This is a genomic window from Fervidicella metallireducens AeB, assembly GCF_000601455.1.
In the GTDB taxonomy this organism is placed as follows: Bacteria; Bacillota; Clostridia; order Clostridiales; family Caloramatoraceae; genus Fervidicella; species Fervidicella metallireducens.
On sequence record NZ_AZQP01000146.1, the window covers coordinates 1 to 864 of the forward strand.

Here is an 864-nt window from a genome sequence, read left to right on the forward strand (position 1 = left end):
ACGGAACTAAACTTTGAAGGGAGATGTTTTTTATGCCAAGAATCGCACGGCAGAAAGAAGAAGATGCCATTTTTCATGAAACAATATGGGACAGATAAGTGTTGTTCAGAACCAATGAATAACATCTCCCTTCAAAGGAAATACTATTTTCAGAGTAAACTTTGAAGGGAAATGTTTTTTATGCCAAGAATCGCACGTCAGAAAAAAGAAGATGCCATTTTCTATGTAATGGCAAGGAGTATAAGTGAAGTTGATTTGTTTTAGGTTTATTTGTTTATGATAAAAGTTGGACAAGCAAATGAAGAATTAAGAAAACAATAAAAAAGGATAGTTATATTAAATAAAAAACAAATTTCATTTTATTTAGAAAAGACATTTATGTATAAATCAGATTCGGTTAAATATAAAAAATGAATAGGACAGTAAGTATATGTCCCTTTAAAAAAAGAGGAGGATAAAACATATCCTCCTCTTTTTTACATTAAACATTAAATCTAAAGAAAACAACATCTCCATCTTGCATTATATAATCTTTACCTTCAAGTCTATATAATCCCTTTTCTTTAGCAGCAGATTCTGAACCACACTTAACTAGAACATCGAAGGATATTACTTCAGCACGAATGAAGCCTCTTTCAATATCAGAATGAATTTTTCCCCCAGCTTGTGGAGCTTTAGTACCTATTTTAATCGTCCAAGCTCTAACTTCCTTTGGTCCTGCAGTCAAGAAACTCATGTATAGGGACAGTTAAGTATTGTCATAACTTAGACGATAGAAATATGCAAAGCACATATACAAGAGAAAAATCATCGAAAGAGCTGGCTAAACAGGTCAGCTCTTTTCAATGGTTTACGTTAATAAAT

1 pseudogene is annotated in these 864 nt (G+C 31.8%); it reads right to left on the reverse strand.

From position 1 onward, the window contains the following. Positions 1-481: 481 nt before the first annotated feature. Positions 482-736: pseudogene (locus Q428_RS14195) on the reverse strand (DUF933 domain-containing protein); the annotation flags it as partial. Positions 737-864: the final 128 nt, after the last annotated feature.